Origin of the sequence: Leifsonia sp. Leaf336 (assembly GCF_001423695.1) — a bacterium.
Lineage (GTDB): Bacteria > Actinomycetota > Actinomycetes > Actinomycetales > Microbacteriaceae > Leifsonia.
The window spans coordinates 1,433,821-1,447,995 of sequence record NZ_LMOZ01000001.1; the positions used below are offsets into that span (position 1 = coordinate 1,433,821).

A 14,175-nucleotide genomic window follows, 5' to 3' on the forward strand; every position below is an offset into this window, starting at 1 on the left:
CCACGTTGGGAATCAGCCTATTGCACACGCAGGATCACTGCAGCGTGAAGCTGTCGATCTTCGTCGTCACGGCGGGCTTGCCGTCCGTGCCCCCGCCCTGGACGCCCTTGTCGGCGACGTCGGCGACGAGCGTGTCGAGCCCGCTCGTGATCTTCCCGATGACCGTGTAGCCGCCCGCCGAGTCCGAGGGGATGGTGGTGTCCTTGTACACGATGAAGAACTGGCTGCCCTGGCTGCTCGCGTTACCGCTCTGACGCGCCATCGCGAGCGTGCCCGCGGGGTACTTGTCGTCCTTCGGCGCGTTCTCGATCGGGCCGTACGAGTAGCCGGGGCCGCCCGTGCCGTCGCCCTTCGGGTCGCCGCATTGCAGCACGTAGAAACCGCCGTTGGTGAGGCGGTGGCAGCTGAGCCCGTCGTAGAACTTCTTCTGGGCCAGCGAGATGGTCGACGAGACGGCCTGCGGAGCCGCGGCTCCATCGAGCGAGACGCCGAGCTTGATCCCGTTGATCGTGAGGTCGCCCGTCCAGGTGCGCCCTTCGGCGATCGACTTCGACGGGACGCCGGCCGCCGACGATGCGGACGGAGACGGCGAGGCGGAGGCGCTTGTCGCCGACGGCTTGGCGAAGAAGAGGAGCTGGGTGCCGATCGCCAGGGCGACGATGACGATGACCGCGATGCCGCCGATCCAGTTGTCGCGCGTGCGGCGCTTGACCTTCTGCTCGTGCACGGTCTGGCGCGCCTGGTAGGCGCGCAGGCGCTCGCGAGCCTGCCGTGCTTCGCGGTCGTTCTGCTTGCTGGGTGCCACGTCTGTCCTCCGGGGGCGCCGTCGAGCGGGGGATGTCCATCGAGCGGGATGGAATGCTGCACGAACCCTATCCGTCGCGGCTATGAGCACCCAAACCCGAACCGCCGACGGGGATGTCAGTGGCTGCGACTAATCTTGACGGGTGGTCGACGTGCAACCTGGGCTCCGGACGGGAGCGACGCCTCTCGCCGTGCGCATGCGGCCGAAATCGCTCGACGAGGTCGCCGGTCAACGTCACCTGCTGCGCCCGGGTTCCCCGCTCGTCGCGCTCGCGAGCGACAAAGACGGGCAGAGCGGCTCGGTCTCGGTCATCCTCTGGGGGCCTCCCGGCACGGGCAAGACCACTCTGGCCCAGGCCATCGCGCATTCGTCGGGGCGTCGGTTCGTCGAGCTCTCGGCCGTCACCGCCGGAGTGAAAGACGTCCGGCTGGTCATGGACGAGGCGCTCTCCACGCGCGACCTGTACGGCGTCTCGACCGTCGTGTTCCTCGACGAGATCCACCGGTTCACCAAGGCGCAGCAGGACGCCCTGCTCCCGGGCGTCGAGAACGGCTGGGTCATCCTCGTCGCCGCGACGACCGAGAACCCCTCCTTCTCTGTCATCTCGCCGCTGCTCTCGCGCTCCCTCCTGCTCACCCTCGAGACGCTCAGCGACGACGACCTCGGCGTCGTGATCGACAGGGCGGTCGCCGACGACCGCGGCCTCGGTGGTCAGTATGCGCTCGAAGACGAGGCGCGGGCGGCGCTCATCCGGCTCGCTTCGGGCGATGCGCGCCGCGCGCTCACGGCGTTGGAGGCTGCGTCGGTCTCCGCCGCGTCGGCGACTCCCGCGACCTCCAAGAAGAAGCCGGTGATCACCGCGGAGCTGGTGGCCCAGGCGGTCGACCGCGCGCTGCTGCGCTACGACCGCAACGGCGACGAGCACTACGACGTCATCAGCGCCTTCATCAAATCGGTGCGCGGCTCCGACGTCGACGCCGCCCTGCATTACCTCGCCCGCATGATCGAGGCGGGGGAGGACCCCCGATTCATCGCCCGCAGAATCATCGTCTCCGCCTCCGAAGACATCGGGATGGCCGATCCGCAGGCCCTCGTCGTCGCGATCGCCGCCGCCGACGCCGTGCAGTACATCGGGATGCCCGAGGGGCGGATCCCACTCGCTCAGGCTGTCGTGCACCTCGCCACGGCCCCGAAGTCGAACGCGGCGTACATGGCCCTCGACGCCGCGATCGCCGACGTGCGCGCCGGAAAGATCGGGAGGGTGCCCAAGCACCTGCGCGACGCGCACTATCCGGGCGCCAAGCGGCTCGGCCACGGCAAGGGCTACAAGTACCCGCACGACGACGCCCTCGGCGTGCTGGAGCAGCAGTACCTCCCCGACGAGTTGCGCGACACGACCTACTACGCACCGACCGAGCACGGCAACGAGCGCGACGTCGCCGCCCGGCTCGCGAAGCTGCGCCGCATCGTGCGCGGACGCTGACGGCGATCTGCTAGAATCGACGGGCCTAGAAGCGTGTCGAGGGTGCGGCTGCCTGACACACGCTTTCGACGGGAAGAGCCCTGTAGCCGGGTGTCCCTGGCGTGAATCCCTCTCTCTTGCAGGTGAAAAACCCTGCGCAGTGCGCCCCTGTGCGCCCTGCGACCAACATTCGTAGAGAGAAAACCGAAAGGAAACCGTGTCTTCACGTTCCCGCAGCAAGACCCGCGAGTCGCGCGCCCTGGGCATCGCCCTGACCCCGAAGGCGGCCCGCTACATGGAGAAGCGCCCGTACGCCCCGGGTGAGCACGGCCGCACCAAGCGCAAGGCCGACTCCGACTACGCCGTTCGTCTGCGCGAGAAGCAGCGTCTGCGCGCCCAGTACGGCATCCGCGAGAAGCAGATCCGCATCGCGTTCGAAGAGGCCCGCCGTACCGGCGGCCTGACCGGTGAGAACCTGGTCGAGCTCCTCGAGATGCGTCTCGACGCCCTGGTGCTCCGCGCCGGCTTCGCCCGCACCATCTCCCAGGCCCGCCAGTTCGTGGTGCACCGCCACATCCTGGTCGACGGCAAGATCGTGGACCGCCCGTCGTTCCGCGTGAAGCCGGGTCAGCTCATCCACGTCAAGGCCCGCTCCGAGGGCACCGAGCCCTTCCAGGTCGCAGCCGCCGGCGGTCACGTCGACGTCCTGCCGAAGGTTCCGGGCTACCTCGAGGTCGAGATCGACAAGCTCCAGGCCCGCCTCGTGCGTCGCCCGAAGCGCGTCGAGGTCCCGGTCACCTGCGAGGTCCAGCTGGTCGTCGAGTACTACGCCGCCCGCTGAGGCAGGCGCACTCTCGACAGAGACTCCCGCGAACGGGGTCGTGGCTCCGGCCACGGCCCCGTTCCGCATTTCCCGGCGATCTCGCGACGCTCAGGGTTCCGCACGGCCCCATTCCCGTTACGCTGTGACGTATGCCCGTCTCGGAATGGAGGGAGCCGACATGTCCGGAGGCGACATCGCTGGTCTGATCGCGGCGGGGGTCTTCGCCGTGCTGGTCGGGTTCATCGCGGTCCCATTGCTCAAGCTGGGCCGCGTCCTCGACTCCACGCGCGACGCCATCAAGGAGGCCAGCGACGGCATCACGCCCATCCTGGACGAGACGGCGACGACCCTTCAGGAGACCAACAAGCAGCTCGCGAAGGTCGACCTCATCACCAAGAACGTGGCCGATGTCACCGGCAACGTGTCCGCGCTCGTCGCGCTCTTCGCCGCCACGGTGGGAGGGCCGCTGATCAAGCTGGCGGGCTTCAGCGCGGCCGTCCGCGCGGCCTTCCGGGTGCCCGGCGCGACCGGCCGTTCCCGCCGTAAGGCGGACTAGACTTGCGCGAGTGCGCTCACGCACGAATCCAGGGAGGGAAGATCCTGCAATGAAGAGTTTCCTGTGGCTCCTGATCGGCGTCGCCGTCGGCTTCGTCGTCGCCCACAAGGTCAACGAGACCCCCAAGGGTCGCGAGTTCTTCGGCACGCTCGACAAGAAGGCGCGCGACTTCGGGGAAGCCGTCTCGGACGGCTACCGCCAGCGCGAGGCCGAGATCCGCTCGGCCATCGACGGCGACTGAACCCGTCCACCGCCTCGCCTCTTCGCACCACCTCGACTGACGCTCGCACCATCTCGAATGACCGGAACCCATGCAGACTGCTGAAATCCACCGCCGCTGGCTCGACTTCTTCGCCACGCGCGGTCACACCGTCGTCCCGTCCGCCTCGCTCGTCAGCGACGACCCGTCTCTGCTGTTCACGGTGGCCGGGATGGTGCCGTTCGTGCCGTATCTGACCGGTGTGGTCCCGGCGCCCTTCCCGCGCGCCACGAGCGTCCAGAAGTGCATCCGCACGCTGGACATCGAGGAGGTCGGCAAGACCCCGCGGCACGGAACGTTCTTCCAGATGTGCGGCAACTTCTCCTTCGGCGACTACTTCAAGGAGCAGGCGATCACGTTCGCCTGGGAGCTCCTCACCTCCTCGGAGGACGAGGGCGGCCTCGGCTTCGACCCGAAGGACCTGTGGGTCACCGTCTACGAGGAGGACGACGAGGCCCGCGAGATCTGGAGCCGCGTCGCAGGCCTCCCCGCCGAGCGCATCCAGGGACTCGGCAAGGACACCAACTACTGGTCGACCGGCCAGCCCGGCCCGGCCGGCCCGTGCTCCGAGATCTTCTTCGACCGCGGCCCCGCCTACGGCATCGACGGCGGCCCCGCGACGGACGACGACCGGTACGTCGAGATCTGGAACCTCGTCTTCATGCAGTACCTCCGTGGCGAGGGAACGGGCAAGAAAGACTTCGATATCCTCGGCGACCTGCCCAAGAAGAACATCGACACCGGGCTCGGTCTCGAGCGCGTCGCGTTCATCAAGCAGGGCGTCGACAACATGTACGAGATCGACCAGGTGCGACCGGTCCTCGACCGCGCGGCGGAACTCGCCGGCAAGCCGTACGGTAACGAGGCCCACGAGGACGACGTGCGGCTGCGCGTGGTCGCCGACCACGTGCGCAGCGCCCTCATGCTGATGACCGACGGTGTGACGCCGTCGAACGAGGGCCGCGGCTACGTGTTGCGCCGGCTGCTGCGCCGCACGGTGCGCGCGATGCGCCTGCTGGGTGTGGAGACGGCGACGTTCCCCGAGCTCTTCCCGGCCTCGCGCGACGCCATGAAGGCGGCGTACCCCGAGGTGGAGGCCGAGTTCGCGCGCACGTCGCAGCTCGCCTACGCGGAGGAGGAGACCTTCCTGCGCACGCTCGCGGCGGGCACCAGCATCCTCGACACGGCGGTCGCGAACACGCGCAAGTCCGGCAGCGAGCGGCTCGCCGGCGACACCGCGTTCCTGCTCCACGACACGTACGGCTTCCCGATCGACTTGACCCTTGAGATGGCGGAAGAGGCTGGGCTCAGCGTCGACCGCGCGGCGTTCGACACCCTGATGGCCGACCAGCGCGCCCGCGCCAAGGCCGATGCGAAGGCGAAGAAGACCGCTCTCGCCGACCTGTCGGTCTACAGCACGTTCCGCGCGCAGGGCGAGACCGTGTTCACGGGCTACACCGACCTCGAGACCGAGTCGAGCGTGCTCGGCCTGATCGTCGACGGTCAGTCGGTCAACGTCGCCCGCGAGGGCCAGGTCGCCGAGGTGATCCTCGGCGCGACCTCCCTCTATGCGGAGTCCGGTGGCCAGAGCGCGGACGCCGGCACGATCGTCGGCCCGGGCTACGAACTCGATGTGCTCGACGTCCAGAAGCCGGTCAAGGGCCTGATCAGCCACAAGGTCCTCGTCCGCAGCGGCGAGGTCGGTGTCGGTGCGCCCGCGACCAGCTTGGTCGACGCGCAGTACCGGCGCGGCGCGACGCAGGCGCACTCCGGTACGCACATCATCCACGCGGCGCTTCGCCAGGTCCTCGGCCCGAACGCGCACCAGTCGGGATCGTTCAACAAGGCCGGATACCTCCGCCTCGACTTCTCCTGGAACCAGGCGCTGTCTCCCGAGACGCGCAGCGAGATCGAGGAGATCTCGAACAACGCGATCCGCGACAACCTCCAGGTCACGACGCGTGAGCTCCCGCTGGCGGAGGCGAAGGCGCTCGGCGCCATGGCCCTCTTCGGCGAGAAGTACGGCGATGTCGTGCGCGTCGTCGACATCGGCGGACCGTGGTCGCGCGAACTCTGTGCGGGCACGCACGTGTCCACCAGCGCGGAGATCGGGATGATCAACTTGGTCAGCGAGTCGTCGGTCGGCTCGACCAACCGCCGGGTGGAGTCCCTGGTGGGCCTGGAGGCCTTCCAGGATCTCGCGGTCGAGCGCACGATCGTCTCCCAGCTGTCGGGCTCGCTCAAGACTCCGCGCGAGCAGCTCCCCGAGAAGATCGCCGACCTGATGGCGAGCCTCAAGGCCGCGGAGAAGCGCATCCAGGCGTTCGAAGCGCGCGCCGTGCTCGACAAGGTCCCGTCGCTGCTGGAGTCGTCGACGCGTCGCGGCGCCGTCACCGTGGTCGCGGAGGACGCGGGCACGCTGAACTCGGCCGACGATCTGCGGCTCCTGGTGACGACCGTGCGCGAGCGGCTGGGTTCCGACCCTTCGACCGTCGCGCTCGCGGCCCGTGCCGCGGGCAAGCCGGTGGTCATCGTGGCGACCAACCAGGCCGCGCGCGACGCCGGCGTGAACGCGGGTGCGCTCGCCAAGACCGCGGCCGGGATCCTCGGCGGCGGTGGCGGCGGCAAGGCGGATCTCGCGCAGGGCGGCGGCACGGACGCCGAGGCGATCCCCGCAGCGCTCTCGGCAGTGGTCGCGGCGATCGGCTGAGCGTGCGGACCGGAGTGCGGCTCGGCATCGATGTCGGCAAGGTCAGGATCGGTGTGAGCCGATCCGACCCGCATGGGATGCTGGCGACCCCGGTGGAGACCGTCGCGCGCTCCGAAGACGCTGCGGATCGTCGCAGGATCGCCGCGATTGTGACCGAACTCGGAGTTTTCGAGATTATCGTCGGGTTACCCCTGGCGCTCTCGGGCGCGCAGACCGCGTCGACGGCGGATGCCGTCTCGTTCGCGGAAGCGCTCGAAGCCGAGGTCGAGGTGCCCGTGCGACTGGTTGACGAGCGGCTCTCGACCGTTTCGGCGCACTCGGCACTCCGAGCGTCGGGCAAGAATTCGAAAAGCGCGCGTCCGGTGGTGGATCAGGTGGCCGCCACGATAATTTTGCAGCACGCCCTCGACGCGGAGCGCGCTTCAGGCCGTCCGCCGGGCCGTCCCGTCGAACCGAGCATTGGACCCTAGTTTGTCGCAGAACCCGCAGGAGAAGCCGGAGCCACCCGCTTTCCCCGCCGTGAACCGGCAGCCGATGACCCGCCGCGAGGCGCGGGAGGCCAGGGAAGCGCAGGAGGCCCGTGCCGCCCAGCAACCGCCGTCCTCCCACGCCTCCGATCCTGCGGCAGCGCCCGCCGACGAGCGCAACCCCCGCACGCCCGGGCCCTGGACCCCGCCTCCCGCAGAGACCCCCTCCCAGCAGCAGACCCTCGCCGGGCTGGACTTCGACTCGGTTGTGACCGGTCCGATCGCGGTCGACGCCGACAACGGCGCCGCTGCGTCCGATCGCGAGACTGTCGCCGCCTCGGCGCGCCACGAGGCGACGCACGGCACGGCGGCAGGCGACCACGGGCGGTTCGACAACCCGGTGCACGCGATCTTCTCGCCGCTCTCGGACGATCGGGGCGAGGTCGGAGGGGGAGACCCGCAGCATCCGTTGGCCTGGCGGCAGCAGAACTACGTCTCGCATGAGAAGCCTTCCAAGCGCAAGCGGCGCTGGGTCAAGCCATTCGTCATCACGGTCGTCATCATCGCGGTCCTCGGCGGCCTGGCGGGAGGCGCGTACGCAGCGTTCCAGCCGCAAGTCGCCAAGCTCATCACCGCGCTGTCGCCGGTCGACAACGACTACACGGGCTCGGGCACCGGCCAGGTCGTGTTCACGATCAAGTCGGGCGACACCGGAGGCTCGATCGCGACCAACCTCCAGAAGGCCGGCGTCACGAAGAGCTACGACGCCTTCTATCAGCTGCTGCTCCGCCAGCACCCCGAGGTCGAGTTCCAACCCGGCGTGTTCAAGCTGGCCAAGGGCATGAGCGCCCAGGCGGCTCTCACCGCGCTGCAGGATCCCGCGAACCGCATGCAGAACACCGCGGTCATCCCCGAAGGGACGGCCGAGAAGGACGCCCTGCAGACGGTGTCCGAGGCGACCAAGATCCCGCTGGCCGAGCTCCAGCAGGCGGCGGCGAACCCGGCCGAGTACGGCCTCCCGGCGCAGGCGACGACTCTCGAGGGCTTCCTGTTCCCCGCGACGTACACCTTCCCTCCCGGTGCGACGGCCCACGACGTGATCAAGACCATGGTCGACCGGTCCTTCCAGTCGCTGGACGCGGCGGGCGTCGCTCCGGCCGATCGGTGGAACACCGTCGTGCTGGCGTCGATCGTGCAGCGCGAGGCCGGCCTCAAGGACGACTACCCCAAGGTCGCGCGCGTGTTCCTCAACCGGCTCGCGCAGGGCTGGGACCTGCAGTCGGACGCCACGGTCGCGTACGGCACGGGCAACACGCAGCGGGTGGAGACGACGGACGCCGAGCGCGCGAATGCCGCGAATCCTTACAACACGTATGTGCACCCCGGACTTCCGGTCGGACCGATCTCGAACCCGGGCGATCTGGCGATCAACGCGGTCGTCCATCCGGCCGACGGCCCGTGGATGTTCTTCGTGACCTGGAACCTGAAGACCGGCGAGACGATCTTCTCGACGACGGTCGCGGAGCACGATGCGGCGGTCGCGAAGTGGCAGCAATGGATGAAGGACAACCCCGGCTATGAGTGAGGAACCCCAGACTCCGGCGAAGCGCGGAGGCGCGGAGAGCCGGAAGCCGGCTCCGAAGCCTCCCGTCGAGGACGTCTCGGTCGAGGACGGCGTATCGGAAGCCTCGGCGGAGGCTGAGATCGCGGCTCTGGTCGAGGCTGAGCGCGAGGCGGAGGCCGAGGAGGCCGCGATCGCGGAGGCTGAAGCGGCGGCGGACAGCGAAGAGCCGCTGGACGGCGACGAGGTCGACGCAGACGACGGGGTCGACGCAGAGGACGTGCTCGACACAGGCGACGGGGTCGACGCAGAGGACGTGCTCGACACAGACGACGAGGTCGGCGCTGAGGACGTGGCGGAGGCGGGCGACGAGTCCGTCACGGTCACCGAGCCCGCACGGCGCCTGGCCGTGCTGGGCTCGCCGATCGGCCACTCGAAGTCGCCGGCCCTGCATCGCGCGGCGTACGAAGCGCTCGGTCTGCCGTGGTCGTACGAGCCCGTCGACGTCGCGGAGGACGGCCTGGCGGCCTTCCTCGACGGGCTGGGGCCGGAGTGGCGGGGTCTCTCGCTCACGATGCCGCTCAAACAGACCGTCGTCCCGCTGCTGAGCTCCGTCGACCGGGTCGCGGAGCAGACCGGCGTCGCGAACACCGTCCTGCTCGACGGCGACACGATCGACGGGTTCAACACCGACGTCGCGGGTATCGTGCGTGCGCTCGGTGCTGCCGGCCTCCACAGCGCCCGGTACGTGCACGTGCTCGGCGGGGGAGCGACGGCCGCGTCCGCTCTCGTCGCCGCGGCCGAGCTCGGGGCGGAACGCGTCGATGTGCACGTGCGCGACCTCCAGAAGAGCCTGTGGCTGGAGCCGCTCGCCCACGATCTCGGCCTGATGGTCCGGATCCGGTCGTTCGCGCAGGCCGATCGTTCGCTCGAGGTGCCCGAACTCGTGATCAGCACGCTGCCGGGCGGTACCTCCACGGCCGCGGTCTACACCGACTCGACCCGCCGCAGGGCTGTGCTCCTCGATGTCGCCTACGACCCGTGGCCCAGCTCGCTCGGCCGCTCCTGGCAGCTCGTCGGCGGCACGGTCGTCTCCGGGCTGGCGATGCTGGCCCATCAGGCGCTCCTCCAGGTGCGGATCTTCGTCTCGGGCGACCCGCTGCAGCCGCTCCCGGACGAGGACGAGGTCCTCGACGCCATGCGCACGGCGGTGGGCATCGCCGCGGACGGCTCGCCGCTCGGTGACGGCTCCGACGCGGCCGAGGCCGAGTAGCCGCTCCGTGGCCGTGGTGGAGGTCCGACCAGCGCGTCCCGCCGAGTGGATCGCCGTGGGCGGTCTGCGGTGGGACTCCAACCGGGAGTTCGGAGGAGCGCCGGAGGACACCCGGGAGTCCTTCGCGGCCCGCTTCGCCGCCTGGGCCGCCGGCCGACGCTCCCACGAGTGCTTCGTCGCGGTCGAAGGCGATCGTGTGCTGGGCATGGCCTGGCTCGCCATCGTCGACCGGGTGCCGAGCGCACGGCTGTTCGAGCGCGCCTCCGGTGACCTCCAGTGCGCGTACGTCGTCCCCGACCGGCGTGACGACGGTATCGGCGGCCGACTCATCGACGCCGTGCTGGCGCGCGCCGCCGAGCTCGGACTCGAACGCGTCACCGTGCACTCCAGCCCGCGTGCAGTCCCGGTCTACGAGCGTCACGGGTTCACCTCGGAGGACTGCCGGCTGCTGCACGCGTTCGTCGAGCACACCGACCTCTTCACTGCCGCGAGCCGGCCGGTCGGCGCGTAACGGCGCGAGGCGGGCCTTCGCCGCTGTGCCAGACTTGAGGCATGCTTCGTTGGCTCACGGCCGGGGAATCCCACGGCCCCGAACTCATCGCCGTCCTGGAGGGCCTCCCCGCAGGGGTGCCCGTCTCGCTGGACGCGGTCCGCGCCGATCTCGCCCGCCGAAAGCTCGGCTATGGGCGCGGTGCGCGCATGAAGTTCGAGCAGGACGCCCTCGACATCTCGGGAGGCGTGCGCCACGGCCTGAGCCTCGGCAGCCCCATCGCCCTCCGGATCGGCAACACCGAATGGCCCAAGTGGGTCGACGTGATGAGCGCGGAGCCGGTGGACCCCGAGAAACTGGCGACCGGCCGCGGCGCCGCGCTGACGCGTCCGCGTCCGGGCCACGCCGACCTGGTGGGCATGCAGAAGTACGGCTTCGACGAGGCGCGTCCGGTCCTGGAGCGCGCCAGCGCCCGGGAGACCGCTGCGCGCGTCGCGCTCGGCGCCGTCGCGCGCTCGTTCCTCGCCGAGCTCGGCATCACGCTGGTCAGCCACACGCTCTCGATCGGGCCGGTGCGCGTTCCGGAGGACGCCCCGCTCCCGACCCCCGCCGACGTCGCGACGCTCGACGCCGACCCGCTGCGCTGCTTCGACCCCGTGACCTCCGAGCGGATGGTGGCGGAGGTCGACGACGCGCACAAGGACGGCGACACCCTCGGCGGCGTCGTCGAGGTGCTGGCCTACGGCCTCCCGCCGGGGCTCGGCTCGCACGTGCACTGGGACCGCCGGCTCGACAGCCAGCTCGCAGCCGCGCTCATGGGCATCCAGGCGATCAAGGGCGTGGAGGTCGGCGACGGCTTCCTCACGACGACGCGTCGCGGGTCGCAGGCGCACGACGAGCTCGTCGCGGAGGACGGCACCATCATCCGCACCAGCGACCGAGCCGGCGGCACGGAGGGCGGCATGAGCACGGGCGGCGTACTGCGCGTCCGCGCGGGCATGAAGCCGATTGCCACGGTTCCGCACGCGCTGCGCACGATCGACATCGCGACCAGCGAGGCCGCCCCGGCGCACCACCAGCGCTCCGACGTCTGTGCCGTGCCGGCCGCGGGTGTCGTGGCGGAGGCCATGGTCGCCCTGGTGCTGGCCAACGCCGTTCTGGAGAAGTTCGGCGGCGACTCGGTGACCGAGACCGCCCGCAATCTGCGCGGCTACCTCGACGCCATCCCGGAGAACCTGGCGACGGAGCGCGTCAGCGCGCCCTACGCCTGAACGACCGTGACGATCGTCCTGATCGGCCCACCGGCGGCGGGCAAGACGCGCCTGGGCAAGCGCCTGGCCCGGCGGCTCGGCCTCCCGTTCGTGGACACCGATGCCGTCGTGGTCGCCGAGCACGGTGCGATCTCCGAGATCTTCGCCGAGCACGGTGAGCCGTACTTCCGCGCCCTGGAGCGCGCCGCCGTGGCCGACGCGGTCGCGCGTCCCGGCATCGTCTCGCTCGGTGGCGGCGCGGTCCTCGATCCCGACACGCAGGCCGACCTCGCCGCGACGCGCGTCGTCCTCCTGACGGTGCGGCCCGACGCCATCGCCGCGCGCATCGCCAACAGCAAGCGCCCTCTGGTGACCGATCTCGAGTCGTGGAAGCGGCTGGTCGAGGCGCGCACCCCGCTCTACGAGTCGCTCGCGGACTACACCGCCGACACCTCCTCACGACCGATGGACGCCATCGTGGAGGAGATCGCGCGCTGGGTGGGAGACGCGCAGGGCACCGAAAACGCGCAGAGCACCGAAGACCAGCAGAGCACCGAACAAGGAGAGCCATGACCGACCAGCCCACCGAGATCCTCGTCGCCGGCACGAACCAGTACCCGGTCGTCGTCGGGCGGGGACTGCGCTTCGGACTCGCGTCGCACCTCGGCTCCGGCGTGAACAAGGTGCTCGTCGTCCACCCGCCGACCCTCGGCGCCGCGGCCGCGGAGGTGCGCGAGTCGCTCATCGGGCAGTACGAGGTGCTGCTGGCCGAGGTACCCGATGCGGAGGCGGCCAAGCGCGTCGAGGTCGCGTCCTTCCTCTGGGGCATCATGGGCCAGGCCGACTTCACACGCTCCGACGCCGTGATCGGCTTCGGCGGCGGCGCCGTGACCGACCTGGCGGGATTCGTCGCCGCCACGTGGTTGCGCGGGGTCCGTCTGATCCAGGTCCCGACCACGGTGCTCGGCATGGTGGACGCCGCCGTGGGCGGCAAGACCGGCATCAACACCGCGGAGGGCAAGAACCTCGTCGGCGCGTTCTACGCCCCGGCCGCGGTGGTCTGCGATCTCGACACACTGACCTCCCTCGGGCGCAACGAACTGCTCGCCGGCTTCGCGGAGATCGTCAAGTACGGCTTCATCGCCGAGCCGGAGATCCTGGACATCATCGAGCGCGACGTGGATGTCGCCACCGACCCCGAGTCGCCGGAGTTCCGCCGCCTGGTGGAGCTGTCGATCGGGATCAAGGCGCGCGTGGTCGGCGAAGACTTCACCGAGCAGGGCCTCCGCGAGATCCTCAACTACGGGCACACGCTCGGACACGCCATCGAGCACGCCGAGCGCTACCAGTGGCGGCACGGAGCTGCCGTGTCGGTCGGGATGGTCTTCGCCGCAGAGCTCGCGCGTCTGAGCGGCCGCCTGAGCGACGAGGTCGTCGACCGGCACCGCCGGATCCTCGAGTCGCTCACGCTGCCGACGACGTACCCGGCCGGCCGCTGGCAGACCCTGCTGGCGACGATGCAGCGCGACAAGAAGGCGCGGGGGAGCCTGCTGCGGTTCATCGTGCTCGACGACCTTGCGCGGCCGACGGTCCTCGCCGGGCCCGACCAGAGCCTCCTCTTCGCCGCCTACCAGGAGATCGGCTCCTGATGCCCAGGACGATCGTGGAGAAGCTCCTCATCAAGTCCGGCGACGCGCTGAGCCTCGTCGGGGCCGGTGCGGAGGAGCGTGCGGTGCTCGGCGACATGCCGAGCGGCATCGTCGAGGTCGCGCCGGCGGAGGCCGCGGTCTCCGTCACCTTCGTCCGCACGCGTGACGAGCTCGTGACACAGTTCGGCACGGAGCTCCCGGTGCTGGCGGGAGCCCGCGCCGTCTGGTTCCTGTACCCGAAAGGAGGCCGCGCCGACGTCAACCGCGACACCATCATCCGGGAGGCCGGCCCGTTCGGCTGGCGCGCGATCAGCAACGTCGCGGTGGACGACGTGTGGTCGGCCGTGCGCGTCCGTCCACTCGCCGACGGCGAAGCATCGATAGGGTGATCGGCATGGCATCCGTCCTCGTCCTCAACGGCCCCAATCTCGGTCGCCTCGGCACGCGCGAGCCCGACATCTACGGCGCGGGCACGCTCGACGACCTCCGCGCGCTGCTCCAGGAGGACGCACCAGAGCTGGAGGTCGACCTACGCCAGACCGACACCGAGGGCGAGCTGCTGGGCTGGCTGCACGAGGCCGCCGACAGCGCCACGCCGGTGATCCTCAACGCCGGCGCCTGGACGCACTACTCGTACGCGCTGCGCGACGCGGTCTCGCTCGTGACGAAGGCGGGCGGCACGGTGATCGAGGTCCACCTGTCGAACCCGCACGCGCGCGAGGAGTTCCGGCACACGAGCGTCATCAGTGCGGTGTCGACCGGCGTGGTCGCCGGGCTCGGGTTCGAGTCGTACCGCCTGGCTCTGGCGTTTATTCGCCGAAACGCGCGCTGACGTCTAGAATCTTGTGGGGCTCCGTACGCCGAGCCCTC

At 70.2% G+C, this 14,175-nt stretch carries 15 protein-coding genes; 14 read left to right on the forward strand and 1 reads right to left on the reverse strand.

Going from position 1 to position 14,175, the window contains the following annotated elements:
• Nucleotides 1–34: 34 nt before the first annotated feature.
• On the reverse strand, nucleotides 35–805 hold the full coding sequence (locus tag ASF88_RS06940; RefSeq protein ID WP_055915839.1) for a peptidylprolyl isomerase: 771 nt from the start codon (nucleotides 803–805) through the stop codon (nucleotides 35–37).
• A gap of 142 nt (nucleotides 806–947) precedes the next feature.
• Here ASF88_RS06940 and ASF88_RS06945 point away from each other — a divergent pair, with 142 nt between their 5' ends.
• The 14 genes from ASF88_RS06945 (at nucleotide 948) to ASF88_RS07010 (ending at nucleotide 14,137) form a co-directional block, all read left to right on the forward strand.
• Nucleotides 948–2,288 (forward strand): replication-associated recombination protein A, encoded by a 1,341-nt coding sequence (locus tag ASF88_RS06945; RefSeq protein ID WP_082518786.1) that lies wholly within the window; start codon nucleotides 948–950, stop codon nucleotides 2,286–2,288.
• 196 nt (nucleotides 2,289–2,484) lie between these two features.
• Entirely contained in the window at nucleotides 2,485–3,108 is a 624-nt protein-coding gene (gene rpsD, locus ASF88_RS06950; RefSeq protein ID WP_055915841.1) for a 30S ribosomal protein S4, read from the forward strand.
• A 160-nt stretch (nucleotides 3,109–3,268) separates the two neighbouring features.
• The gene (locus ASF88_RS06955; protein WP_055915843.1) at nucleotides 3,269–3,646 is read left to right on the forward strand and encodes a DUF948 domain-containing protein; all 378 of its coding nucleotides are present in this window, start codon (nucleotides 3,269–3,271) and stop codon (nucleotides 3,644–3,646) included.
• Between the two features lie 49 nt (nucleotides 3,647–3,695).
• Nucleotides 3,696–3,887: a hypothetical protein gene (locus ASF88_RS06960; RefSeq protein WP_055915845.1), complete on the forward strand. Its 192-nt coding sequence runs from the start codon at nucleotides 3,696–3,698 to the stop codon at nucleotides 3,885–3,887.
• 70 nt (nucleotides 3,888–3,957) lie between these two features.
• Complete coding sequence (alaS, locus tag ASF88_RS06965) at nucleotides 3,958–6,615, forward strand: alanine--tRNA ligase (RefSeq protein ID WP_055915847.1); 2,658 nt, start codon at nucleotides 3,958–3,960, stop codon at nucleotides 6,613–6,615.
• 2 nt (nucleotides 6,616–6,617) lie between these two features.
• The gene (gene ruvX, locus ASF88_RS06970) at nucleotides 6,618–7,085 is read left to right on the forward strand and encodes a Holliday junction resolvase RuvX (RefSeq protein WP_200935237.1); all 468 of its coding nucleotides are present in this window, start codon (nucleotides 6,618–6,620) and stop codon (nucleotides 7,083–7,085) included.
• 64 nt (nucleotides 7,086–7,149) lie between these two features.
• Nucleotides 7,150–8,667, forward strand: a complete 1,518-nt coding sequence (gene mltG / locus ASF88_RS06975) for an endolytic transglycosylase MltG (protein ID WP_055916815.1) — start codon at nucleotides 7,150–7,152, stop codon at nucleotides 8,665–8,667.
• Nucleotides 8,660–9,916, forward strand: coding sequence for a shikimate dehydrogenase (locus tag ASF88_RS06980; protein ID WP_055915849.1), 1,257 nt, complete (start codon nucleotides 8,660–8,662; stop codon nucleotides 9,914–9,916). Before mltG ends, ASF88_RS06980 begins: the two co-directional genes overlap by 8 nt.
• A 7-nt stretch (nucleotides 9,917–9,923) precedes the next feature.
• A complete protein-coding gene (locus ASF88_RS06985; RefSeq protein ID WP_055915851.1) occupies nucleotides 9,924–10,427 on the forward strand; it encodes a GNAT family N-acetyltransferase in 504 nt (167 codons plus the stop codon).
• 41 nt (nucleotides 10,428–10,468) lie between these two features.
• A complete protein-coding gene (gene aroC, locus ASF88_RS06990; protein ID WP_055915853.1) occupies nucleotides 10,469–11,677 on the forward strand; it encodes a chorismate synthase in 1,209 nt (402 codons plus the stop codon).
• 6 nt (nucleotides 11,678–11,683) lie between these two features.
• Entirely contained in the window at nucleotides 11,684–12,229 is a 546-nt protein-coding gene (locus ASF88_RS06995) for a shikimate kinase (RefSeq protein WP_055915856.1), read from the forward strand.
• Nucleotides 12,226–13,305, forward strand: coding sequence for a 3-dehydroquinate synthase (gene aroB, locus ASF88_RS07000; RefSeq protein ID WP_055915858.1), 1,080 nt, complete (start codon nucleotides 12,226–12,228; stop codon nucleotides 13,303–13,305). Before ASF88_RS06995 ends, aroB begins: the two co-directional genes overlap by 4 nt.
• Nucleotides 13,305–13,694 (forward strand): hypothetical protein, encoded by a 390-nt coding sequence (locus tag ASF88_RS07005; protein ID WP_055915860.1) that lies wholly within the window; start codon nucleotides 13,305–13,307, stop codon nucleotides 13,692–13,694. Before aroB ends, ASF88_RS07005 begins: the two co-directional genes overlap by 1 nt.
• A gap of 5 nt (nucleotides 13,695–13,699) precedes the next feature.
• Nucleotides 13,700–14,137 (forward strand): type II 3-dehydroquinate dehydratase, encoded by a 438-nt coding sequence (locus tag ASF88_RS07010; protein WP_055916818.1) that lies wholly within the window; start codon nucleotides 13,700–13,702, stop codon nucleotides 14,135–14,137.
• Nucleotides 14,138–14,175: the final 38 nt, after the last annotated feature.